The organism is Flaviaesturariibacter aridisoli (assembly GCF_004343705.1).
Classification (GTDB): domain Bacteria; phylum Bacteroidota; class Bacteroidia; order Chitinophagales; family Chitinophagaceae; genus Flavisolibacter; species Flavisolibacter aridisoli.
Genome location: NZ_SKFH01000023.1, coordinates 1 through 23,340, shown reverse-complemented (window position 1 = coordinate 23,340; position 23,340 = coordinate 1). Strand labels below are relative to the sequence as shown.

Sequence of the window (23,340 nt, the reverse complement as noted above, 5' to 3'; positions counted from 1 at the left end):
TAACCACTGTGTGATCGGGGACCTTTGGGTTCATCTTTACACAGCCAAAACAATCGATCATGAGAACACTGTTTACATTATTGGCCACTACCGCGATCGTAGCCAGCGCACAGGCCCAGGGCGGCGCCCGCATCGCCGGAACCGTCAAAGACCAGGAGGGCAAGCCGCTCGGCGCTGCTACGATTTCGCTGCTGCGTGCAAAAGACTCTTCGCTGGCAAAGCTGGCGGTTTCCGACAACGGCGGCCAGTACGAATTCACTGATATCAAAGAAGGACGCTACCTCATCTCCGTCACCTCTGTGGGCTATGGCCGCTCTTTTTCGGCGCCCTTCGATGCCAGCGGCGTGCTGGATGTGCCGGCGATCGCCCTGCAGCGCGGCAGCAAGGAAATGGCCAACGTGACCGTGGCCGTGCGCAAACCCCTCGTAGAGGCGAAACTCGACAAGATGGTGGTGAACGTGGACGCATCGCCCACCAACGCCGGCAACAGCGCCCTCGATGTGCTGGAAAAATCGCCCGGTGTGACGCTTGACCAAGACGGCAATATCTCGTTGAAGGGCAAGACCGGCGTGATCGTGCTCGTTGACGGCAAGCAGACTTACCTCAGCGGGCAGGACCTGACGAACCTGCTGCGCAACATGCCGGCGAATCAACTCGACCAGATCGAGATCATGACGCAGCCTTCGGCCAAATACGACGCCTCGGGCAATTCGGGCGTGCTGAACCTCCGCACAAAGAAAGGCCTGCAGAAAGGCCTCAACGGGTCCATCAACCTGTCGTATATCCAGGCCCGCTACCCGAAGTCGCCGAACAGCTTCAACCTCAACTACCGTAAGGGAAAAGTGAACCTTTTCACGAGCCTGAGCGCCTCTTATTGGGAAGGCTTCAATGAGCTGAAGATCAACCGCAAGTTTCACGACGCGGTGAAGAACATCGATACGACGATGGAAACCAATAGCAACCCGCACTTTACGAGCAATAACCTCAATGCGCGTGTGGGGCTGGATTACAGCATCAGTAAAAAAACCTCCGTCGGCTTTATGGTGAACGGCTCCTACAGCCCCCGCAAAAACAACACGACCTCAACCTCGGTGCTGACCGACGAGAACGGCGGCGTGGTCCGCATCAACGAAGCGCTGTCGACGAGCGATGACACCTGGAAAAACTTTGGTGCCAACGTCAACTTCCGCCGCCAGCTGAAGAAGCAGGGCTCTGAGTTTACCATGGACGCCGACTATGTGCAATACCGCACGTCGAGCGACCAGGTTTCCGACAATAAGAACTACACGGCCGCCAAAGTGCTGATTGGTCATCCTTACCTGCTGAAAGGCCTCCTGCCGCAGGACATCGACATCGTCAGCGCCAAGGCCGACTTCACCACACCCATTGGCAAGAGCGGCAAGATCGAGGCCGGTGCCAAGAGCAGCTACGTGAAAACCGACAACGATGCGCCTTACCGCTCGTACGATTACACCGCGTTCAAGGATACGGTAGACGCCCGCAGCGATCATTTTGTTTATGAAGAGAACATCAACGCAGCCTACGCCAACTGGAGCCAGCAGCTCAAAAAGTGGAGCTACCAGGCTGGCCTGCGCCTTGAGCACACGCATTCTGTGGGTACTTCGATTCAACTGGCCAAGCGCGTCGCCCGCGACTATGTGCAGCTGTTCCCGACCGCTTTCGTTAGCTATAAGGTCAACGAGAAAAATACCTTCGGCCTGTCGTACAGCCGCCGCCTCGAGCGCCCCGGCTACGGCGACCTGAACCCCTTCCAGCGTATTCTCGACCAGTATACGTACCAGCAGGGCAACCCCTTCCTGACGCCGCAGTTTTCCGACAACATCGAGCTGAGTCACAACTTCAAGGGCGCGCTGAATACGGTGCTGAACTACAGCAAGACCACCGACATCATCAACACGCTGCTGAAACAGGACGATGCCGCCAAGAAGACCTACCAGACGAAAGAGAACATCGCCTCCCGCCGCAACATCGGCCTGGCCGTGAGTTGGAACATGCAACTGAGCAAGGTCTGGTTTACCTCGGTGTACGCCAACGTATACAACAACCAGTTCAGCGGCATCATCGACAACCAGCCGCTGAGCGTCGAAGCCACCGCCTTCATGGCCAATACGAGCCAACAGTTCCGCCTCAACAAGGGCTGGGGCCTGGAGGTCAGCGGCTTTTACCGCTCGCGTACCGTGGACGACGCACTGATCGTAGCCGACCCGATGGGCGTTGTTTCCTTCGGCGTGAGCAAGCAGGTCCTGAAGAACATGGGCTCCATCAAGCTGAACATCTCCGACCCCTTCTACATCCAGCGCTTCAAGGGCGGCACCAGGTTCGGCAACATCAACACCCGCATCGAAAGCCAGTGGGACAACCGCCGCGTGGGCCTCAGCTTCAGCTGGCGCTTCTCGAAGGGCCAGAGCGCCCCGCAGCAACGCCGCCGCAGCTCCTCGGCCCAGGACGAGCAGAACCGTGTAGGCGGTGGCGGTCAGCAATAACCAATCGAATACATTCTATAGTTTCTCATGTGCATACGACAGCCCCTCGTTCCCGAGGGGCTTTTTCGTACAAGTTTTAAAATCGGAAGTCGGAAGTAGGAAGTAAGTGGAAGGGTCATTCCCTGCCTTTCACGACTTCCGACTTCCGACTTCCCACTTCCGACTTGCTTACTTTTTGGGACCGCCTATCTTTGTCTGAAACCATAACCCGATGCCTTCATTCGATATCGTTTCCAAAGTAGATGCCCAGGCGCTCGACAACGCCGTGAATGTGACCCGCAAGGAGATCACCAACCGCTTCGATTTCAAGAACGCCCACGTGGTGATCGACCTCAACAAGAAGGATTACAAGATCAACCTCGAAACGGAAGGGGAGATGCAAATGACCCAGCTCATCGATGTGCTCATCAGCCGCGCCCATAAGCAGGGCATTGCGCCGGAAGCCTTCGATACGTCGAAAGAAGGGTTTCAGAGCGGAAAGGTGTGGAAGAAGGAAGTGGGGGTATCGAACGGACTGAAGCAGGAAGACGCCAAAAAGATCGTGAAGCAAATCAAGGATTCCGGACTCAAGGTACAGGCCTCCATCAACGACGACCTGGTGCGGGTTACCGGCAAGAAAATCGATGACCTTCAATCGGTTATACAGGCGTCGAAAGGGTGGAATCTCGACATTCCGCTCCAGTTCGAGAATATGCGCAGCTAAAATTAACAGGCTATTTCTTTGGGGCGAAAGCAGAAAAATACTTATCTTTGCGCGTCGCTTTTTAAATAATACAGCCGCCGCTAAAAAAAGATATCATGAAAAAGGGTCTGCATCCGGAAAATTACCGTTACGTTGTTTTTAAAGATATGAGTAACGGCCACAGCTTTTTGAGCCGCTCTACTGCCGGTTCCAAAGAAAAAATTCAATGGGAAGATGGCAACGAGTATCCGCTGATCAAGCTGGAAATCTCCAATACCTCGCACCCCTTCTTCACCGGTAAGAACGTTCTGGTGGACACCGCCGGCCGTATCGACAAATTCAAGAAGAAATACGCCAAGAAGTAACCCAACGGGTTCTCAAGAATACATCCCCTCCGCAAGAGGGGATTTTTTATTTTTACTGCTGCATGGAAAAGATCGTATTCACGGAAGAGTTTTGTAGCCCGGAGCAGCTGTTCCCGTTCACCCTTACCCGGCAGATCCAGGACTTTCGCGTGGGCATCCTTACCATCCGAGAAAAATGGGAGCGCCTCCTCGGCTGGCCTTCGTTTGACCGGCAGGAAGGCGACTATAAGGACCTCGATGGCTCCCTGATGATCGACGAGCACATCGGCAAGGACATCATCTACCTGATACACGGCAACATCCTCCCCACCGCGGCCCTCGCCCGCCAGGTGCAGGCCCTGCGGCCCGGCGAATTTCTCAGCCTCCCGGAACGTGAGAATTTCATCTACTGCATATCCCGCAAACAGGTGCTCGACGCCAACCGCATCAAGATGGACCTGTCCGTGGAGGTACAATCCGAATTCAAGGAGATCATTTATCCCTGGGATATCAACCGCCTCAACGCCTGGGCCATCGAGCAGGATTATGCCCTGCTGACGGCGAAGCGCAAAAGCCAGGGCGCGCCGCGCACCACGAGCATGATCAATGCCGCCCGGATCTTTATCGAAAAAGGCGCCCGGGTGGATCATTGCATCCTCAACGCCACCGAGGGGCCGATCTACATCGGCAACGGCGCCCAGGTGCTCGAAGGCAGCACCCTGCGGGGACCACTCGCCATCGGCGAAGGTGCCATTGTGAAGATGGGCACCCGCATCTACGGCGCTACCAGCATCGGTCCGTATTGCACCGTGGGCGGGGAAATCAAGAACAGCGTGTTGTTCGGTCATTCCAACAAGGCGCACGACGGCTACCTCGGCGACTCGGTGCTGGGCGAATGGTGCAACCTCGGAGCGGGCACTTCCAATTCCAATGTAAAGAACAACGCCTCGGTCATCCGGGTGTATACACCCAACGGCATCCGCGAGGCCGGCACCAAGTGCGGCATGTTCATGGGCGACTACAGCCGCACGGCTATCAACACCAGTATTAATACAGGTACGATGATCGGCGCCAGCTGCAACCTGTTCGGCGCCGGTATGCCGCCGAAATACGTGCCCTCTTTTTCCTGGGGCCACGACGGTGTAGAACGCTACGATATCGACCGCGCCCTCGCCCACATCGCCAATTGGAAAAAGATGAAAGGGCAGGAGCTGACCGCCCGGGAAGCCGCGATCCTCCGAACCGTCCATAACCGCTACTAATTGTTGGACGTAGAAATCTGTCCGGATTCAATTTTAGGAAAGGCCGCGCAGGAAAAGTATTTTGCAGCGGAACGGCCCATTACCAATTAACCAATAGACCCATTAAATCTTTATGCGCAAACAGATCGCTGCCGCCAACTGGAAGATGAACCTGACCTATCAACAGGCGGAAGGCCTGCTCGACGCCGTGCTGCAGGAAAAAGTAGCCCCGGCGCCCGACCAGTTGGTGCTTTTCGCGGTACCCTTTCCCTACCTCGTGCTCGCCAAGAGCGACGTGGACGAAACGCCGGGCTACGCCATCGCCGCCCAGAACTGCTCCGATCAGGTGAACGGCGCCTACACCGGCGAAGTGTCGGTGGAGATGCTCCAGTCGATGGGCATCCGCTATTGCATCATCGGCCACAGCGAGCGCCGGGAGTATTTCGCGGAAAGCAACGAGCTGCTGGCCCGAAAGGTGGATCGTTGCCTCGAATTCAATATCCAGCCCCTGTTTTGCTGCGGCGAGGCCCTGGCGATCCGCGAGAGCGGCAGCGAAAATGCCTATGTGCAGCAGCAGCTCGAAGAGTCGCTGTTCCACCTCAGCGACGAGCAGGTGCGCCAGGTGATCATCGCCTACGAGCCCATCTGGGCCATCGGGACCGGTAAAACGGCATCGGCGCAGCAGGCGCAGGATATGCACGCTCATATCCGTTCCGTACTGGCCGGAAAGTGGGGAAAAGACACGGCAAACGAGATCTCCATCCTCTACGGTGGCAGCGTGAAGGCAGGCAATGCGGCCGAGCTTTTCGGAGCGCCCGATGTGGACGGCGGCCTGGTCGGCGGCGCCTCGCTTGTGGCACAGGATTTCGTACAAATCATTAAATCCCTTCAGTCATAAACAACGTACAGCAGCCATACCGGATTGTTCTGATCAGGAAAGACCAGTTCCTGCTCCGGTTCCTGAAGGTCCGGGTGGTGGTGGACGGTATGTCCATTTACCCGCTGGAAAAAAAACGTCCCGTGGTGATTCCCGTCGGTCCGCACCGGCCGCTGCTGGTAGCGACCGACGGCTACCATCATACATCGCCCTATATGCTGAAATCGCTCCAGCAACAGACCTATTACTTCAAGGTGGGCTGTGTGATCGAGGACGACCAACTCGTGGTAGGCGCGGTGGTGCAGGTGATCCTGTATTTCATGGGACTGAGCGCCGACAACATCGTGTTGCAGGCCCTGAGCTTCGTGCCCGTCTTGTTTTTCCTGTTCCTGTATTACATCAAGCGAAAGAAGTTTCTTCGCTTCCAGCCGGCCTGAAAACGGGTTGCATGAATCTGGATACGGGCGCGTGCTATGAAATACGGATGCTCAGCGCATCCGTTTTTATTTGGACAACCGAAGCGTCACGCTTTCGGCAGTAATTCAAAATCATTGAGCTTGTCGATATCAAGCACGGTGGTGCCGCCTTCGGAGTGGTACATGTGCTTGAACTTGGCGTCGGGGATGAATTCGCTGGCCGTGTAGGACGTGCGTGTGATCACGTTGTTGGCAAAAACCTCATCGTAGGCTTTGAGAAATACAAGCAGCTCGGCCTGCATGGCTTTCAGCTCCTGCAGCGAATAGCCGTACAAAGGGCTTTCCTCGTTGATGGGATGCACCACCGTCCAGTTGAATACCAGCACATTGATCCTCGGTATCTCCACGTTCAGTCCATAAAATTTATTCTGCTCCTTATCGCCTTCATGGATCCGAATGGCCAGCGTCAGCTTCACTTCGGCGTCGGTGAGCTGGTTGTTCTTCTCGGGCACCATCCGGAACATCAGTGCCTGGCCGTCTTTATATGGCGCAATGAGCGCCACGTTGCTGAAGCGCAGGTAGGCGCGTGGCATCGAAAAGCGACCGAAGAAAAGGCCGCTCATGAGCGCCAGCGTCATCACGCCGAGAAAAGATTCAAAAGCGGCGATTGAGCTCACCAGCAATCCATCGGGACTTACGTGACCGTAGCCAACGGTGGTGTAGGTCTGGGCGCTGAAGAAAAAGGCTTCCACGAATTGGGCCAGCGGAGAACCGATCTTCGCGCCGTTGAGGTGCTGCACGCCGATCAGGTAATACACCAGGGCGAAGAACAGGTTGATCACCACGTAAAAGAGCAGCAGGTAGCCCCAGAATTTCCAACGGCCCATCGATAGAAGCGTGTGAAACCAACTTAACCGGTCGAAGAGGGGTACCCCGCGCCGCACGACGTTGACGCTCCCGTCTTTCCGGTAAAAGCGGCCGCCGGACTCACTGCTGCTGGTGCCGAAACCTGTGTTGAGCTCGTTCTGGAAATTGGGTCGCGATCTGGCCATAGCGTAAAATTAGCGGCCACCCGCCAATTGTGCGGCGAACGACGCGCGGACAGCCTCCACCGTAAACTGTTGCGCGGCCAGCCGTCCGTTGGCCTGCAGGCGCCGGAAGGCCGCCTCATTGGCAGCCAGCGCCACCAGGAGGTAATACAGGTGCGCCTCGTCGAAGTAAGTGAGTGTGCAGTCGGCCCAGGCTTCGGTTACCGGGACATGAGCCGGCAACAAAAGGGGACGGCCCGCGCTGATGGCATCGAAAAAAGTTCCGGAGCTTTTGCTGCGCCCGTATTGTTCGTCTGCCCTGCCCGGCTGTCGGAAGACGATGGGCAGGGGCGCCCAAACGATCCCGGAGGCCACGAGTGCGGCTGCATAATCGGCTGCCGGAACGAACCGGTCGCAGCGCGCTTCAACAACCCCGGGATAGGCTCTGAACCACGCGGGTGGGGCACCGGCCGGGAGGGAACCAACAATCGTCAGGCCAACGCCGGCGCCGGTATGGGCGAGGCGCTGAGCCAGTCGCTCCGCCACACCATAGTCGCGCCGGGCCGGATCGATGGAGCCCGGTAGAACGATCTGCAGCGGCAGGGAAGGAGCTCTATAGCTTTTTTCGTCGTATAAGCGTCCGGGCAGAACGTACACCGGTTTGCTGGTGAAGTTTTCGGCGCGGATGTATGCCTTCATTTCGGGCAGCAGCACGATAAAGCCGGATACGTGTTGCGTTAGCCGGCGAAGGCCCCAGCGCCGGATGAGTCCGCGCAGGCCGCTGCCGCGTTGGGGGCGGAAGCTGTCGGTGGCGTCGTGCACGCCCAGCAGCACGCGAACGGAGGGCAGGCGGCGCGCCAGTCGCGCAAACGCGTAGTGGCGGAAGGAAACCGTCGCCAGCAGCAGGAGGGACGCGCCCACGCGGCGCACCAGTCGCTGCAGGGCTTCGGCATGGGCGGCGTTGTCAGCTGGCAATGGGTGCCATTGCAGATACCGGCCTTCCCGGATCCCCGCGGCTTCGAGCCGGGCGCGCAGCTCCTGCGGCACGGCCAGGTGCAGCTCGTTGTGGCCATCGTCGAGGATCCGCACCAGGGTTTCCAGCGTTTCAAAATGCTCGGTATCGTACAACAGGACCACCATAACGGCGGCTAAATATATATGTTTGCAGGGAGGTGGCTGCGGCCCCGCGTCAAAACCTATTTCGTGAGCCTGAAGAAAAACCTGGCCTTTAACTTCCTGCTTAGCCTCAGCCAGGTGCTGTTTCCCCTGCTGTCCATACCCTGGTTGTCGCGGGTGCTCGACCCCGCGGGCCTCGGCCGTGTGCAGTTCATCGACGGGTTGACCTATTATTTCATCGTACTGGCCGAAGCGGGCATTGTCACGCACGCCATCCGGGAGGTGGCCCGTTGCCGCCACGACCGCAGCGCGCTGAAGCAACTGGTGTCCGAGCTGCTCACGCTCCACCTGCTGACCACCCTTGCCTCCGCCTGCCTCTATGGTCTTACCGTATATCTACTGTATGACCGGATCGGCGACGTTCGCCTCCTGCTCTATTCCCTTTCGTTTTTGCTGATCAACGGCTTCGCCTGCGAGTGGTATTTCTGGGGGCTCGAGGAGTTTCGCTACATCACCCTGCGCTCGCTGCTGGTGCGGGCACTGGCGCTCCTGTCGCTCTTCCTGCTGGTGCGGCAGCCGGAGCACTACGTGCGCTACTACGCCCTGATCGCGGGTACGGCCATCGTGGTGCTCGCCTGGAACGTGCTGCGTATGCTCGCGCAAACGGGTATCAGCTTCCGCAAGCTGCAGTGGCGGAAGCACCTGCGCATTACGCGCGTTACGTATGCCGTAAGCCTTGTATACAGCATCCCGCTCCTCCTGGATAATGTATTGCTCGGCGTGCTTTCGGGCACGGCCGTGGTGGCTTTCTATGCCTATGCGCTCAAGATCGTGCGGCTACTTTCGGCATTCATCACCGACAGCTTCCTGGTGCTCTACCCGCGTACGGTGGCGCTTTTGCAGGAAGCCGACGAGCGGCTGCTGCAGCGGAATTTGCGCCTGTCGGCAGAAGGGTTGCTACTGCTGGCCCTGCCCGCCGGTGCAGGGATCTGGCTCGTGGCCGATTCCTTTACCGCTGTTTATTTCGGACCGCGCTTCGCTTCCGTTGCCGGGCATTTGCGCATACTTTCGGTATACCCGTTACTGATCACATTGGGGTTGTTCCTGAATAAGCAGGTGCTGATGCCCCGCAACCAGGAGCGCTTTGTTTTGTATGGACTGCTGGCTGGCGCTGCCTCCTTCCTGCTGCTGGCCTTCCTGCTGTGCCGCCGGTGGGGCAGCTACGGGATGGCCTGGGCGCTTGTGGGGAGCGAAGTGGTGGTGGTGCTGTGCAATGCGTTATTCGTACGCCGCCTGCACAGGGGGCTGGTGCCGGTTCCTGCACGCACACTGGCAGCCGCGGTGGCCAGCGTCGCGCTGTTCCTGGCAACGGGCTGGTGCCTGCGCCGGCTGGACCTGGGCCCCTGGCCTTACCTGCTGGCGCTGCTGCCGGCTTGCCTGTTATGGTTCATCCTGGTATTGAAAGCTTTTCGCCTCGAAGTAAGCGAGCTGCTCTTTGCCGCCCTGCGGCCCAAACAAAAACCATCCGTACTTGGCTGACCGGGAATTTCATAATAATCATTTCTTCCTCCAGGAGCACCTGGTGCGCGGCCCGCTCTTTCATGGAGGGGTGGGAAACAAAGATGCCGAGACCGTATTACTACAAGCCGGCTACGTTGGCCTTCGCCTCGGTGATGAATACGCATTCGGCCCGGCGGCGAAAGTGCGGCGCCTGCGTGCCGCCTGGCGGCTGCAACGCGACCTGCCGCAGGGCGCTACGATCCTGTTTCAGTGGCCTTTATACGCCAGCTTGCACCGCCGCCTGCTCGCCCACCTGGCGCGGCACCGCCGCGACCTGCGCCTCCTTTGCTTTCTCACCGACATCAACGGCATCAAAGACGGCGACCAGCGACTCCTGGAACAGGAGCTGAAATACCTGCGGCGCTTTTCCGAATTTATTGTACACAACGAAGCGATGCGCGGTTGGTTGGAGCAAAAGATTCCTGCAGCCCGCTGCAGCGACATCGGGTTCTTCGACTTCCTGGCGCAGCCCGCGCCGGGAGAACGCCGTTGCGGGCCGGAGCTTTGTTTCGCCGGCGCCCTCGACAAAAGTCCCTTCCTGGCCCGCCTGGCGGCGTACCCGGAATTACACTTCCACCTGTACGGTCCCGGCGGCGACGCGCTCGCCGGGATGCCCAACGCCCGCTATTACGGTGTTTTCCCCGCGCCGGAATTGCCCGGTCGCATCGAAGGATCGTTCGGACTGTTGTGGGACGGCAGCGACGACCGCGGGCTGGGTGGCCCGCTCGGTGACTACGCCCGGTACATTTCCCCGCATAAATTGTCGCTATACCTCCTTTCGGGCCTGCCGGTGATCTGTCACCGCGATAGTGCCGCTGCTGCGCTGGTGCAACGCTTTCGCATCGGCATTGCCGTGTCGTCGATCGGGGAGATTGGGGCGGCGATCCAAAATCTGGATGCCGGCGATTACGAAGCCATGCGCCGGAACATGGTGCCGCTGGCCGTCCGTATTTCTACGGGACGCTGCCTGCTACACGCGATCGAAGCCCTAGGCTGAGGGGAGCCGCACCATGAGCTCAAAATGCGGCTCGGTCCAGAACTCCAGGTACCGGTCCAGTTCCTCGTCGCTCAGCCAGTGGTCGTACAGCAGGCGTTCGTGCATGGCGATATTGTACCGAAGCGCGGGATCCAGGGCGCGCAACAGTTTCCGGCTTTCGGCGAGTTCTTCTTTAAATTCCGGGAAGAGGCACTCCAGGCTCAGGCAGGGCACGGCCGTGGTCAGTCCACGCAGCACTTCCAGCTCGTAGCCTTCCACGTCGATCTTGATAAAATGCGGTCTTCCGTACCGGGCGATCAGCGCATCGAGCGTCGTCACCTCCACGTCGATGCTGCCGCTGAAGGCGATCTTTTCGTTCCAGCGGGCTTCGTCGTCGGCTTCGGTGATGGCCTTGAAACGCGGGTTGAGCGTGTTGAAGGCCGAGCCGGGGTGATGCACCTGCATCGGCAATTTTCCCGGAGAAGCGCCCAGCGCTTTTTGTTCGAGCAACACGCGCTTCCGGCGGCCGGCGAAGCGCAGTTGCAGGGTGCGGAAGTTGAGGGCGTCGGGCTCGCAGGCCAGCACTTTTTGGGCGAGCGTCAGGAAGGCTTCGGTCTTATGGCCGTCGTTGGCGCCGATGTCGAAAATGAGCGGGCAGGGACGCAGGAAGGAATGGTAGAAGGCTTTTTCGCGCGCTGCCGCTTGCAACTGCCGCGGTTGAAACAGGATCCGGTAGAGCCCGAAGGGGAAGCTCCACTTAAGGCGTTCGTATACGCCCAGGCGTTGAAGGAACTGTTTGAGGGCCTGTTTCATGGCTGTAAGCGCGGTATTGGTCGAATAACGGCGGCGTCAAGATAGGAATTAACAGCAAAAACATTGGTAGCCACCACATTTCGTTACCTTTGCGAACCCCGTTCGAGGGGCTGTTTACGCATGAAAAATATCCGGAATTTTTGCATTATCGCCCACATCGACCACGGTAAGAGTACCCTGGCCGACCGCCTGCTTCAAACCACCAATACCATTTCCGAACGGGAAATGATGGACCAGGTGCTGGACGATATGGACCTGGAGCGCGAAAAAGGCATCACCATCAAGAGCCACGCGATCCAGATCAACCACATTCACAAAGGAGAGAAGTACGTACTCAACCTGATCGATACGCCCGGCCACGTAGACTTTTCCTACGAAGTGTCGCGCGCGCTGGCCGCCTGCGAAGGCGCCCTGCTGCTGGTAGACGCCACGCAAGGCATCCAGGCCCAAACGATCTCGAACCTCTACTTAGCTGTTGAAAACGACCTCGAGATCATCCCGGTGATCAACAAGATCGATATGGACGGTGCGATGATCGAAGAGGTCAAGGACCAGATCATTGAGCTGATCGGCTGCAAGCCCGAAGACATCCTGCTCGCCTCCGGCCGTTCGGGCATCGGCATCGAAGGTATCCTCGAAGCCATCGTGGAGCGCATCCCCGCGCCGAAAGGCGATCCGGATGCGCCCCTGCAGGCCCTCATCTTCGACTCCGTATTCAACTCTTTCCGCGGTATCATCGTGTATTACCGCGTGCTCAACGGTACCGTCCGGAGCGGCGAGAAGGTACAGTTTGTCAGCACCGGCCAGGAATACGAAGCCACCGAAGTGGGTATCTTGAAGCTGAAACCGACGCCCACCAAAGAAGTGCGCGCCGGCGACGTAGGCTACATCATCACCGGTATCAAGAATGCGAAGGAAGTGAAAGTAGGTGACACGCTCACCACGGCCTCCCGACCCACGCAGGAAATGATCAAAGGCTTCCAGGAAGTGAAGCCGATGGTATTCGCCGGCATCTTCCCGGTCAATACGGACGAATTCGAGGAACTGCGCGACTGCATGGAGAAACTCCAGCTAAACGACGCCTCGCTCACGTTCGAGCTGGAAACCTCGCAGGCTCTCGGCTTCGGTTTCCGTTGCGGCTTCCTCGGCCTGCTCCACATGGAGATCATCCAGGAACGCCTGGAGCGCGAGTTCAACCAGACCGTGATCACCACGGTGCCCAACGTAAGCTTCATCGCCTACACCACGAAGGGCGAAAAGATCATCGTGAATAACCCCGCGGAGATGCCCGAGCCGGTGAAGACCGACCGCATCGAAGAGCCCTTTATCCGCGCGCAGATCATCACCAAGCCGGAGTATATCGGCAATATCATGACCCTTTGCCTCGGCAAGCGCGGCATCCTGCTCAACCAGAGCTACCTCACCACCACCCGCGTGGAGCTCATTTTCGAGATGCCCCTCACCGAGATCGTATTCGACTTTTACGACAAGCTGAAGAGCCAGACCCGCGGCTACGCTTCGTTCGACTATAACCCCATCGGTTACCGCGAGGCCGACATCGTGAAGATGGACATCCTTCTCAACAACGATAAAGTGGATGCCCTGTCGGCGCTCATTCACCGTGCCCGCTCGTCCGACTTCGGCCGCAAGCTTTGCGAAAAGCTGAAGGAGCTGGTGCCGCGCCAGCAATTCCAGATCGCCATCCAGGCCGCTGTGGGCGCCAAGATCCTCGCCCGCGAAAACATTTCGGCCATCCGCAAGGACGTAACCGCCAAGTGTTACGGCGGCGACATCTCGCGCAAGCGCAAGCTGCTGGAAAAGCAGAAGGAAGGTAAGAAGCGCATGCGCCAGATCGGTAACGTGGAAGTGCCGCAGGAAGCGTTCCTCGCCGTGCTGAAGCTGGATGATTGATGAATTGGTTTATTAGTTTATTGGTCTATTGGTAAAGAGCGCGCTTCAAAGAGGTGCGCTCTTTTTTTAATGGGGGAATGATATTCTCGTGCGAAGCGACGGGCGTACGCTCGCAATGACGCCGAAGACGTCGCTGGCGCACCTCACTGAACTACCAGTTCTTGAACGGGTTGGCGGCGAGCTGCGAGTTATAATATTTCCGCTCGCCGGTCACCTCTTTGCCGATAAAGGGCGGCCTGACGAATGATTCGTCCTCTTCGATCAGCTCGATCTCGGCCACAACGAGCCCTTCGTTGTCGGCGAGGAACACGTCCACTTCCCAAAGCTTTCCTTCGAAAGGAATGATGTGGCGGTATTTCGAAACGACCGTTTCGCAAAAGCGCGTCAATAGTTCTTCGGCTTCGTCTTTCGGGATCTCAAATTCGTATTCGGCGCGGCTGATGCCCACCGTTCTGCCTTTAATCGTAAGATAGCCCGTTTCATCACTCACGCGTACCCGTGCGGTTTTGATGAGGTCCTTGAACAGGTAGCCCTGCCGCAGGTAGTGCGGGGCCTCTTTCGGCCACTGGTCCCATAACTCCTTGTTCACCAAAAACTTCCGTTCAATCTCCATTGCCATAGCGGTAAAGTTAGTCGCCGGTGCTATTGCAAATCCTTCGCCGTTCTGGTGACGGCCCGCTACGGGTAAAAATGGATTTTCGACGGCGAAAAGGCGTCTCACCTGCTCAAAAAGGTTCCGTCGCGGGCAGAAATGCGTCTAACCATGACAGAAAGGCGTCTCACCTGCTCAAAAAGGTTCCGTCGCGGGCAAAAATGTGTCTCACCACGACAAAAAGGCGTCTCACCTGCTCAAAAAGGTGTCGTCGCGGGCAAAAATGTGTCTCACCACGACAAAAAGGCGTCTCACCAGTGTAAATCTGCGTCGTCGGGGACAAACCGATGTCTTCCCAAGACAGACCGGCCTGCTCCGTATGTAAACCGGTTAGTCAGCCTGCCAACCGTTCCTATTCGCTTTTGTAAAATGCACGGTCCCGGACAAAAAAAGTCCCGGAGAGAGCTCCGGGACGTCAGTCATTGATTCAATATCAGGGAATTATTCGTTGTCTTTTTTCTTGCCGGCGCCGTTGCGCTCGCTGCGTTGTTTCAGCTTTTCCTCGTTGATGTTGCCCTTGCTGTCAAGAATGGGATCGCCCACGGGCGGCTTGCCCAGCAGGGGATCGGCGTCGGACATGTCCACCTTGTAGTGAAACACTTTATCAATGTGCACCCAGCGGCCTTTTTCCCATTTGAAACCTTCGGAATCGCCGTCGGGCACCATGGTGTAGGGCAGGTCGGGCTGGCTGGATTCGGATACGAGGTGATCGAACAGGATCAGCTTCTGGTCTTCGTCCCAATTGGCGGTCACGTTGGCCTCGCGCTTATAGGCAAGCTGAAAGCGGTCGTGTTGTTTGCGCGGTACCGTATCCTGCGAAAAATCGAAATAGTCGCCACCGAAACGGGGCTGGCCGCCTTCATCGAAGGTCAGTACCTCGATCCATTTGCGCTTCGTGGAAAAACCGCGGTCGTCGATGCCGAAAAGTGTATAGTAGGGCTTGCCGTTCCAGGTGGTTTTGATGAGGTTGTAGTAAACCGCACCGATCCAGTTGGCGCGGGTGCGGACGGAGTCTTCGGCAAATTCGGTGAACTCGGTTACATCATGGAGGGGGATGAGCTTCAACGATCCGTCCGGGGTGCGAAGCTGGATGGCGCCCCGTTTGCGGGCCTGAACGGTGGGGATGGTCACCTGCCAGGTAAAGATCCGGAAGGTACTGTCGGGCGCATAGAGCTTCGATACGCCGAGCACTTCGTCGAAGGGGTAATAGAACGAGTTGCGGGCCTGCAGGGAGCGGACGAGCGTGCGTACGAACTGGCTGTCGCTGCGCAGGCGGCCCGAGGCGAGGGTGTCGGTGTAAATATGCCGGGCCAGGTCCTTCAGTGTATCCTCCTGGGCGCGCAGGCGCTTCAGGTCGCCCGGGGTGATCTTTTGCGCGTGCACGGTGGCGGAGCCGAGTAGAATAAAGAGGAAAACAAAGAGGAAAGATCTTTTCACGGAAACCGGTTTAACTGCACTAAGAACGGTAAAACGGTTTAAATTATTTCTTAAGATTCCCCAGCCAGGGCCTCGGCGAAGGCGAGGAGGTTCGGGTAGGAGGCGTCGATATCCGGATGGGGAAAGGCTTGATCGGGGTTGGTGGTGGTTACAAACACGGTATGCACGCCGGCAGCGCGGCCGAAGCGCATATCGCTGGGCTTGTTGCCCACCATGACGGTGCGCGACAGGTCGATCTCAGGAAACGCCCGGCGCGCCTGCAGGGCCATCCCGGGGTTGGGCTTCCGGAAGAAGCAGCGGTCGTCTTTTTCGGTGCAGTAATAGATCGCGTCGATTCGCCCACCGGCGGCCCGGATGCCATCAAGCAGGTGTGCGTGCACATCGGCCAGGTCCTGCTCGGTCATGAGGCCTTTGCCTACTCCGCGCTGGTTGCTGATGATCACGATGCGGCCGAAGCGTTGGGCAAGCAGGGGCATCGCTTCCAGCACGCCGGGACTGAACCGGAACTCACCGGGATGCAGCACGTAGTAGCCCACGCGTTCGTCGTTGAGCACGCCGTCGCGGTCAAGAAAGAGCGTCCAATCCGAATCGATATCACCGAGTGAAAACGGTTTTGCGGCCAGTTCCTGTTGCGCCCGTTCGAAGTCTTCGGGAACGCCGATGTCGATGAAGTAGGCATCTTGTACGCTTCCGGCAAGCTCCCCGCGTGCAGCGGCCGGCGCCAGGTACTCCTGTTCGAAAGAAAAACGGTCGGGAAGGTCTTGCGCCTGGAAACGGGCGCGCTCCAACAGGTATACCCCCCCATTGACAAGGCCTTCTGCACAAGGTTGCTTTTCGGAAAAACCGGTCACCCGCTGGCCTTCGAGCGTTACCGTTCCGTAGCGGTCGAAGTCGCGCATCGGCTTGAGTGCAAGCGTACATGCGGCATCACTTTGCCGGTGCACCTGCAGCATCGCCGTCGCGTCCACGCGAAAGAGCGTGTCGCCATTGGCTACCAGTACGGTCTCCGCATCGACTTCCGAAAGCGCCTGCTTAAGCCCTCCGCCCGTACCCAGCGGTTCTTCTTCGATCGTCCAGGTATAATGCAGGGTAGGGTATGCTTCAGCGAGGTAGTGCAGCACTTGCTCCGAGCGGTAGCCCAGGGCAAACACAAAGCGCTCGATGCCTTCGCGGCGCAGGTGATCGACCAGGTAGCCCAGGAACGGCCGTCCGGCCACGGGTGCGAGACACTTGGGAAGATCGGGAACGGCCGATTGCAGCCTTGTGCCCAGCCCACCGGCGAGTATGATGGCGGCCCCCTGTCCCCCGAAGGGGGCACTTAGATTGGAGTTGTTTTCTATTTCGGGCACATTCATAATGCTGCGGGTTCTGAAAAACGAAGGCTCACTACGTGAGCCGCCGTCAACTTTCGGGTAGGTATGTCGTAATAAAGTCTAGCCGGCCTTAGTGCCCCCTTCGGGGGACAGGGGGCCGGGGGCGGAGCCGAAATAGTGTTCTTCCACCAGCTGGCAGATGATATGGCCCAGCAGGATATGGCTTTCCTGGATCCGCGGCGTATCTACGGAAGGAACGTTCAGGAGGTGATCGCTGAGTCCCTTGAGCAGGCCGCCGCCGGTGCCGGTGAAAGCTACGGTCACCAGGCCCACCTGGCGGGCGCTTTCGAACGCGCGGACGATGTTGGCCGAGTTGCCCGAGGTGGACAGTCCAAGCAGCACATCGCCCTTGTTGGTGATGCCTTCCACGAGTCGTGCGTAAACAACTTCGTAGCTGTAGTCGTTGGCCACGGCCGTGATATACGACGTATTGCAGTGCAGGGCCTCGGCGGGCAGTGCCTTGCGGTCGGTGTAAAAGCGGCCGGAGAATTCGGCGGCAAGGTGCTGGGCATCGGCAGCGCTGCCGCCGTTGCCGCAAAACCAGATGCGGTTCCCGTTGCGGAGGGCCTGCACGATCGCCTCCACAACGGCTGCAACGGTTTGCAGCAGCTCCTCGTTCTGCAGCACTTGCTGCTTTACGTCGATCGAGGCCTGTATGATGTTCCGGATCTTTTCCATGGGCGTTAATTCGCGGCAAAGCTACCGCGTTAATCGTTACCGGTTCGTCAAATACACCAGCTCTTGAGGCCGTGCTCGGTAAACTGGTAGGAGCGGGGCACTCCGCCAAAGCGCTCAAGGCTTTTAAGTACGTTAAACTTGCTGTTGCCCGGGCAATAAAAGACCATAAAACCACCGCCACCTGCACCCGAGATCTTACCGCCGGTGGCGCCGGCCCTGCGGGCGGTTTCGTAGATCTCTTCCATCAGCGGGTTGCTGATGCCGTCGGCCATGCGTCGCTTTTGCTGGTAGCCGAAGTCGAGGATCTCGCCGAGCTCGTGGATGCGGCCCATCAGGAGGGCTTCCTTCATCATCTGCGCCTGCTGCTTTAGTTGATGCATCGCCTCGATGGATCCTGCGTTGTTGTCTTCCACGTTGCGCGACTGCTGCTCGATGATCCGTGCCGACTCGCGGCTGGTGGAAGTGTAGTACAGCAGCAGGTTGTTTTCCAACTCAAACAGGTAGTGCTGCTTGATCCGAAGCGGGTTGACGATCACTTTGTCGCCGCTGTAAAACTCCATGAAGTTTACTCCGCCGAAGGTGGCGGCGTATTGGTCCTGCTTGCCGCCGGCCCAGCGCAGGTCGTTGCGCTCGATGGCATAGGCATAGTGGGCGATGTCGTATTCGCCCAGTGGCAGGCGCATCATTTCGGCAAAGGCGCCCAGGATGGCCACCACAAGCGTGGACGAGGTGCCCAGGCCGGAGCCGGCGGGCGCATCCACAAACGTAGAGAGGCGGAAACCCGTAGAAATACGGCCATAGTCGCGCTGCACGGCATTATACACGCCCTTGAGCAGGTCCTGGCTGCCGTTGATAGGGAGGCCTTCGGCAAAGTCGAATTCCTGCCGCTCGCTGCGGTCGTTGGTCTCCAGGATGATCTTCGGCTCGGCCAGGGGCTCGATGCTCGCATGGGCATAGAGCGAGATGGTGGCATTGAGGATCGTGCCGCCATAAAGGTCGCTGTACGGACTCACATCGGTGCCGCCGCCGGCCAGGCCGATGCGGAGAGGGGCTTTACTGCGGTAGATCATAGAAGGCAAAAATCAAATGTAAAAAGTCAGAAGCACTTTACCGTCCCTTCCGTCAGGACGATATTCCAACGATCCGGAACAGCGCTGAAGTCAGCTTGCTCCAGGCGTACTTTTTTTTCTCTTCACGGATCTGCGGCACAAAGAAATCTTCTCCAAGCCGGTAGCATTCGGCAACCGCTTCTGCGATCGATAGGGGCTCCGGCGCACACACGATGCCGCAGCGGTGGTCGGGCACAAGATCGGGCAGCCCACCCACGTTGGTCACAACCATCGGCCGCTCGAAATAATAGGCGAGCGGCGTGACGCCGCTCTGGGTGGCGCTGCGATAGGGCTGTACCACGAAGTCGGCGGCGCAGAGGTAGTAGCGGATCTCGGCATCGGCCATAAAGCGGTTGTGCAGGATCACGCGTTCGTGCAGTCCGAGCTTGTCGATGAGCGCCGTGTATTCTTTTTCGTCTTCGTAGAATTCGCCCGCCACCAGCAGCGTTACGCCGCTTTCGCAAAGCGGGCCTTCCGCCATCGCCTGTAACAGGAGGTCGAGGCCTTTGTAATGCCGGATAAAGCCGAAAAAGAGGATGATGCGGTCCTGTTGCGGAAGCCCCAGGTGCGCACGGGCTTCGTCCTTACCAAGCCGGTCGCCAAAGGAATCGTACAGGGGGTGCGGTACGATCAGTGCCGGCTTTTTCGGCGCGAACTGCTGCAGGTCGTTGTATACCTGCTGGCTCATGGTGATGAAAGCGTCGCAGGAGGGGAGGAAATATTTGGTGAAGGGCGTATCGAAGAAGCGCTGCTCGTGTGGGATCACGTTGTCGGCGATACACACGATGCGGCTTTGCCCGTTTCCGCGGATGAGTCGCAGGATGGTTCCCAGCGCCGGGCCGAAGAACGGCATCCAGTAGCGCACGACCACAAGGTCTGGTCGCTCGCGGCGCAGCATCCGGCCCACGCGCAGCCAGTTGAGCGGGTTGATGGAATTGATCAGCGGGCGGATGCGCAGCCCTTCCGGCGCGGGCTCGTCGGTGAATTGCGATTTGCCGGGAAACAGGAAATTGGGGTACTGCAGCGAGAACGAGGCAATGGAGCACTGGTGACCCTCCCGCAGAAATTCGGTAGCGAGCCGCTGGTTGAAGGTGGTGATACCGCCGCCGCGGAGGGGGTGCGCCGGGCCGATGATGAGCACGTTCGCCATCAGAGCCCCGCTTTTTCTTCGATCAGGTATGAATTGCGTCCCGGTGCGTTGCGCGCAACGAGCTCCGATACGAAGCCCGCCAGGAACAGCTGCATGCCGATCACGAGGAAGGCCAGCGCAAGGAAAAAGCCCGGCTTGTTGGTAAGCGAAGCTTCCGCCGGGTTGGCGATCTTGGCGATGATAAGCCACAGCGTGTTCAGGAAGCCCAGCACAAAGAAGATCGTACCCCAAAGCCCGAAGAAGTGCATCGGTCGTTTGGAGAACTTGCCTACGAACGAGATCGACAGCAGGTCGAGGAACCCGTTTACAAACCGCTCCCAACCAAACTTGGTAACACCGTATTTGCGGGCGCGGTGTTCCACTACTTTCTCGCCGATCTTTCGGAAGCCGGCCCATTTGGCCAGTACCGGTATGTAGCGATGCATTTCGCCGTAAACTTCCACGCTCTTGACCACCTTGCGGCGGTAGGCTTTGAGGCCACAGTTGAAGTCGTGGAGCTGGATGTCCGACATCTTGCGGGTGGCGGCGTTGAACAGCTTGGAGGGAAGGTTTTTGGTGAGCTTGTTGTCGTAGCGTTTTTTCTTCCAGCCGCTGACGAGGTCGAAGCCATCCTGCAGGATCATGCGCCGCAGTTCCGGTATCTCGTCGGGCGAATCCTGGAGGTCGGCGTCCATCGTAATGATCACGTCGCCACCGGCGGCCTTGAAGCCTTCATTGAGCGCCGCCGACTTGCCGTAGTTGCGCTGGAAGCGGATGCCCTTGATATGCGGGTTGGCAGCGCGCAATTCCTGAATGACCTCCCAGGAGCGGTCGGTGCTGCCGTCGTCCACGAGGATGATCTCGTACGCGTAACCGTTGGTTTCACAAACGCGGTGGATCCATTCGGTCAGCTCGGGCAGCGATTCGTCTTCGTTGAACAGCGGGACGACGATGGAAAGGTCCATGTATTAGTTCGTTTTTGTCTTCCGGCTGGCGATGGCCGCTGCGAGGAGCGAAGCCACGGTGCCGGAGATAAGGTGCAGGAAAATGTAGATCGTAACGATGCGCTGCGTAAAGTGCGCATCCCATTCTTGAACAGCCTTGTCGACCGTCTCGTCGTCCATGCCGCTGGTTTTGCGGTCCACGGAATTCCGCAGGGCGTCCACCAGCAGGTCTTTGTATTGCGGAAAGGCCTTGAAAAACACGGCAACAAAAATGACCATGATCACCGTGATCACGGCCGTGATGCGGAACCCGTAGGCGAAATTATTGCCGAAGGTGTTGCCCGCGTGCGCCGATGCGTGTTGGTATACATTGTAGATGATTCCCACAATGAGCGGGAGCGTGGCGGCCAGCAGCAGCGCCCCGTTGAGGGCCTGGCCCTTCACGTGGATCCAGCTGTGAACAGCAATCATGACCAGCGCGATAAAAAGTGCCGGGCGCAGGTGCGCATTCTTTCGGGTAGCCTCCATAAGCAATTAAAAAGTGTTCAAAAATACGCCGCCCGGCGCAATAATGCCGAAGATCTGTCCTGTTAAGGATTGTTCAAAAAATGGACTGTTGCCGGAGCGGCTCCGGTTGCCGGCGCGGGTGAGGGTCGTTTGACCGTCGCGGCGGAAGATTGTGCAACTGGCCGTGCCTCCATCACTGATGCCCGCAGCCGGCAGTCCGAAGATGCGGCGTGCGTTACCGGAGAACAGGGCCACGAGTTGCTCCGCCGACAATTCCGGCAGTGCCGTACATACCGCGGCGAATGCCGTTTGCAAAGACAGGGCGCCGGGCGCCGCCGCTTCAAACTCCACGATCTTGTGATCTATGTCCTGCGGCAGGTGGTGACCGGCGATGCAATCGATGGTGCCATCGGTTACGCCCGCGCGTAAGGCCGCCCGGTCGGCGGCGGTGCGAAGGGGCGGGTTCAGTTTCAGGTTGGTATCGTACCCGCGCAGGTCTTCTTCGGTATACAACAGGTGCAGCGGTGCTACGGAGCAGGTGACGGGCAGCCCTTCTTTCTTAGCCCGGCGTACGTGGTCCACCGATCCGGCGGCAGACAGCCCTGTCAGGTGCAGGCGCCCGCCGGTATAGCGTACGAGCTCGATGTCGCGGGCCACCATCAACTCCTCGGCTAGCGCGGGCCGGCCGGGCAGCCCCAGTTGCGTGGAAACAATCCCTTCGTGCATCAGGCCGCCGGGATGAAAGGAGCGGTCGTCGGGGAGCTGCACCACGGGTACATCGATGGCCAGCACGTATTGCAATGCCTTCAGCAGGAGGCCACCGGACTGCACCGACTTCCAGCCGTCCGTGAAGGCGGGTGCGCCGCTGGCGTGCATATCGTAAAGCTCGGCAAGTTCCTTTCCCTCGGTGTTGCGCGTGAGTGCACCCATGGGATGCAGGCGCACCGGCAGGTTGCGGCTCTTCTGCGTAATGTATTCCACCGAAGATTTGTTGTGCACGCAGGGAGTGGTGTTGGGCACCAGCAGCACATCGGTGTAGCCACCAGCCGCGGCTGCAGCGGCGCCGGACTCCAGCGTTTCGCGGTGCTCCTGGCCAGGGTCGCAGAAGTCCGCGAAAAGGTCTACGAACCCGGGCGCCAGGAAAAGGCCGGCTTCGTCTACAACGTGCGTGGAAGGCTGTGGTTGCAGGTCGCTGCCACTGCGGATGCGACCGCTTTCGATAGCGATATCGGTAAGCTGATGGTGGAGCGGCGACGCAGGGTCGACAACGGTCACTTGCCGGAGAAGGAGTTCCATGACGCGGCTAAGATAAGAAGGAGGGGAGGGTTTCGACGAAGCGATTTCCGGTTTGGGTTCCGCCAGCGCCGGGTAATTCATTTCGGTGCGCCGACGCAATTTTTTTTATGGAATAATTACCTGAATTCCTTTACTTTGCAGCTCCGAAACCGGTTCCTGCAACACGTGCGTTGCCAGCAGGGCCGGGGTGAAATTCGCTTCGGCGAAGGTCATCGATCGGGATGTAGCGCAGCCCGGTAGCGCGCTTCGTTCGGGACGAAGAGGCCGCTGGTTCGAATCCAGTCATCCCGACAAAAGCCCTGAGAGCAATCTCGGGGCTTTGTTTTTTTGATGGGAATTTTCCCAATTCGGTCTGTGTTTTTCAACAGGGTATTTTAACGGGTGGTATCGAACTTGCGTTGTGGACTATTTTGTTTACATCCTGCAAAGTTTGAAAGACAATCGTTTTTACATCGGCGCTACCTCCGATGTTGCGGCAAGACTTGCATTTCATAATGCCGGTTTCCAACGATCTACAAAAAACCGGATACCGTTTCAGTTGGTATATGTGGAGCGTTTCAGCAACAAGCAGGCTGCTTTGCTCCGGGAGCGTCAGATCAAGGCATTCAAAGGTGGAGCTGCTTTTCAAAGCTTGTTAAAAGGGATGTAGCCCCGCCGCCGGCGGGGCGCTTCGTTCGGGATCCCGCCAGCGGCGGGACTGGTTCGAATCCAGTCATCCCGACAAAAGCCCTGAGAGCAATCTCGGGG

Annotated in this window: 22 protein-coding genes and 1 tRNA gene; 11 read left to right on the top strand and 12 right to left on the bottom strand. The window is 58.3% G+C overall.

What is annotated here, in order from left to right; translation table 11 throughout:
- Positions 1-59: 59 nt before the first annotated feature.
- The 6 genes from E0486_RS12745 to E0486_RS12720 all read left to right on the top strand — a co-directional run bounded on the left by E0486_RS12745 (position 60) and on the right by E0486_RS12720 (position 6,085).
- Positions 60-2,504 (top strand): TonB-dependent receptor domain-containing protein, encoded by a 2,445-nt coding sequence (locus E0486_RS12745; RefSeq protein ID WP_131852565.1) that lies wholly within the window; start codon positions 60-62, stop codon positions 2,502-2,504.
- A 211-nt stretch (positions 2,505-2,715) separates the two neighbouring features.
- Complete coding sequence (locus tag E0486_RS12740) at positions 2,716-3,207, top strand: YajQ family cyclic di-GMP-binding protein (protein WP_131852564.1); 492 nt, start codon at positions 2,716-2,718, stop codon at positions 3,205-3,207.
- Between the two features lie 95 nt (positions 3,208-3,302).
- On the top strand, positions 3,303-3,551 hold the full coding sequence (locus tag E0486_RS12735) for a type B 50S ribosomal protein L31 (protein ID WP_131852563.1): 249 nt from the start codon (positions 3,303-3,305) through the stop codon (positions 3,549-3,551).
- Between the two features lie 62 nt (positions 3,552-3,613).
- Entirely contained in the window at positions 3,614-4,792 is a 1,179-nt protein-coding gene (locus E0486_RS12730; RefSeq protein ID WP_131852562.1) for a putative sugar nucleotidyl transferase, read from the top strand.
- Between the two features lie 112 nt (positions 4,793-4,904).
- Complete coding sequence (gene tpiA / locus E0486_RS12725; protein ID WP_131852561.1) at positions 4,905-5,669, top strand: triose-phosphate isomerase; 765 nt, start codon at positions 4,905-4,907, stop codon at positions 5,667-5,669.
- 122 nt (positions 5,670-5,791) lie between these two features.
- The gene (locus E0486_RS12720; protein ID WP_131852560.1) at positions 5,792-6,085 is read left to right on the top strand and encodes a hypothetical protein; all 294 of its coding nucleotides are present in this window, start codon (positions 5,792-5,794) and stop codon (positions 6,083-6,085) included.
- Positions 6,086-6,171: 86 nt separating this feature from the next.
- Here the strand turns inward: E0486_RS12720 and E0486_RS12715 are convergent, their stop codons facing one another.
- Both E0486_RS12715 and E0486_RS12710 read right to left on the bottom strand, forming a co-directional pair.
- Positions 6,172-7,116 carry an ion channel gene (locus tag E0486_RS12715; protein WP_131852559.1) on the bottom strand — a complete coding sequence of 315 codons (945 nt, stop codon included), beginning with the start codon at positions 7,114-7,116 and terminating at the stop codon, positions 6,172-6,174.
- Positions 7,117-7,125: 9 nt separating this feature from the next.
- Complete coding sequence (locus tag E0486_RS12710; protein WP_131852558.1) at positions 7,126-8,232, bottom strand: glycosyltransferase; 1,107 nt, start codon at positions 8,230-8,232, stop codon at positions 7,126-7,128.
- Between the two features lie 63 nt (positions 8,233-8,295).
- Here E0486_RS12710 and E0486_RS12705 point away from each other — a divergent pair, with 63 nt between their 5' ends.
- Positions 8,296-9,747 (top strand): oligosaccharide flippase family protein, encoded by a 1,452-nt coding sequence (locus tag E0486_RS12705; RefSeq protein ID WP_165917321.1) that lies wholly within the window; start codon positions 8,296-8,298, stop codon positions 9,745-9,747.
- The gene (locus tag E0486_RS12700; protein ID WP_131852556.1) at positions 9,740-10,765 is read left to right on the top strand and encodes a glycosyltransferase; all 1,026 of its coding nucleotides are present in this window, start codon (positions 9,740-9,742) and stop codon (positions 10,763-10,765) included. The genes E0486_RS12705 and E0486_RS12700 overlap by 8 nt, the downstream gene beginning before the upstream one ends.
- Here the strand turns inward: E0486_RS12700 and E0486_RS12695 are convergent.
- Positions 10,757-11,557 (bottom strand): FkbM family methyltransferase, encoded by an 801-nt coding sequence (locus E0486_RS12695; RefSeq protein WP_131852555.1) that lies wholly within the window; start codon positions 11,555-11,557, stop codon positions 10,757-10,759. The two genes, E0486_RS12700 and E0486_RS12695, sit on opposite strands and share 9 nt — an antisense overlap.
- A 120-nt stretch (positions 11,558-11,677) precedes the next feature.
- On the opposite strand from E0486_RS12695, the gene lepA reads away from it, so the two are divergent.
- Positions 11,678-13,468 (top strand): translation elongation factor 4, encoded by a 1,791-nt coding sequence (gene lepA, locus E0486_RS12690; RefSeq protein WP_131852554.1) that lies wholly within the window; start codon positions 11,678-11,680, stop codon positions 13,466-13,468.
- Between the two features lie 151 nt (positions 13,469-13,619).
- On the opposite strand, the gene E0486_RS12685 is transcribed toward lepA, so the two are convergent.
- From E0486_RS12685 to E0486_RS12645, 9 genes are all read right to left on the bottom strand, one after another.
- Complete coding sequence (locus tag E0486_RS12685) at positions 13,620-14,087, bottom strand: CYTH domain-containing protein (protein WP_131852553.1); 468 nt, start codon at positions 14,085-14,087, stop codon at positions 13,620-13,622.
- A 474-nt stretch (positions 14,088-14,561) separates the two neighbouring features.
- On the bottom strand, positions 14,562-15,557 hold the full coding sequence (locus tag E0486_RS12680) for a hypothetical protein (RefSeq protein ID WP_131852552.1): 996 nt from the start codon (positions 15,555-15,557) through the stop codon (positions 14,562-14,564).
- Positions 15,558-15,607: 50 nt separating this feature from the next.
- On the bottom strand, positions 15,608-16,912 hold the full coding sequence (locus E0486_RS12675; protein ID WP_131852551.1) for an HAD-IIIA family hydrolase: 1,305 nt from the start codon (positions 16,910-16,912) through the stop codon (positions 15,608-15,610).
- Positions 16,913-16,990: 78 nt separating this feature from the next.
- Complete coding sequence (locus E0486_RS12670) at positions 16,991-17,608, bottom strand: D-sedoheptulose-7-phosphate isomerase (protein ID WP_131852550.1); 618 nt, start codon at positions 17,606-17,608, stop codon at positions 16,991-16,993.
- A gap of 47 nt (positions 17,609-17,655) precedes the next feature.
- The gene (locus E0486_RS12665; RefSeq protein WP_131852644.1) at positions 17,656-18,678 is read right to left on the bottom strand and encodes a GHMP family kinase ATP-binding protein; all 1,023 of its coding nucleotides are present in this window, start codon (positions 18,676-18,678) and stop codon (positions 17,656-17,658) included.
- Positions 18,679-18,730: 52 nt separating this feature from the next.
- Positions 18,731-19,867, bottom strand: coding sequence for a glycosyltransferase (locus tag E0486_RS12660; RefSeq protein ID WP_131852549.1), 1,137 nt, complete (start codon positions 19,865-19,867; stop codon positions 18,731-18,733).
- Positions 19,867-20,811, bottom strand: a complete 945-nt coding sequence (locus E0486_RS12655) for a glycosyltransferase family 2 protein (RefSeq protein WP_131852548.1) — start codon at positions 20,809-20,811, stop codon at positions 19,867-19,869. The genes E0486_RS12660 and E0486_RS12655 overlap by 1 nt, the downstream gene beginning before the upstream one ends.
- A 3-nt stretch (positions 20,812-20,814) precedes the next feature.
- Positions 20,815-21,318, bottom strand: coding sequence for a DUF4199 family protein (locus E0486_RS12650; RefSeq protein ID WP_131852547.1), 504 nt, complete (start codon positions 21,316-21,318; stop codon positions 20,815-20,817).
- Positions 21,319-21,324: 6 nt separating this feature from the next.
- Positions 21,325-22,593 (bottom strand): dihydroorotase, encoded by a 1,269-nt coding sequence (locus E0486_RS12645; protein WP_131852546.1) that lies wholly within the window; start codon positions 22,591-22,593, stop codon positions 21,325-21,327.
- A gap of 217 nt (positions 22,594-22,810) precedes the next feature.
- On the opposite strand from E0486_RS12645, the gene E0486_RS12640 reads away from it, so the two are divergent.
- A tRNA-Pro gene (locus tag E0486_RS12640) sits at positions 22,811-22,884 on the top strand.
- Between the two features lie 109 nt (positions 22,885-22,993).
- Positions 22,994-23,242, top strand: a complete 249-nt coding sequence (locus E0486_RS12635) for a GIY-YIG nuclease family protein (RefSeq protein WP_165917320.1) — start codon at positions 22,994-22,996, stop codon at positions 23,240-23,242.
- Positions 23,243-23,340 lie beyond the last annotated feature (98 nt).